This is a genomic window from Pseudomonas sp. Pseusp11 (assembly GCF_047304405.1).
In the GTDB taxonomy this organism is placed as follows: domain Bacteria; phylum Pseudomonadota; class Gammaproteobacteria; order Pseudomonadales; family Pseudomonadaceae; genus Aquipseudomonas.
In genome coordinates this window covers 1-263 of record NZ_JBGLZF010000111.1, presented here as the reverse complement: position 1 = coordinate 263, position 263 = coordinate 1, and the positions used below count along the sequence as shown (strand labels likewise).

At 56.7% G+C, this 263-nt stretch carries 1 protein-coding gene; it reads left to right on the top strand.

Annotated features, from left to right (window positions below; all coding sequences use genetic code 11):
* Positions 1–263 (top strand): LysE family translocator (locus tag ACCC96_RS30360; RefSeq protein WP_413697752.1); only part of this gene is annotated, 263 nt, incomplete at both ends.

Below are 263 nucleotides of genomic sequence, written 5' to 3'. Positions count from 1 at the left end.
CTTTCAGGCCATTCCCGCCGAGGTGCTGAATCCTAAGACCGCGCTTTTCTTTCTCGCGTTTCTTCCGCAATTCGTTCATCCCGCACACGGCTCCACGTTTTTGCAGTTCACGACGTTGGGCCTGATTTTCGTCGGCATGAGCGCGCTTTACACCACGCTGATCGTCTTGACGATTCGCCCGCTCGGCAGGCTCATCAAGCGCCTGACGTGGCTGCGCCGGTGGCAGAACAAGATCATCGGTGTGCTGTTTATTTCGCTTGGAC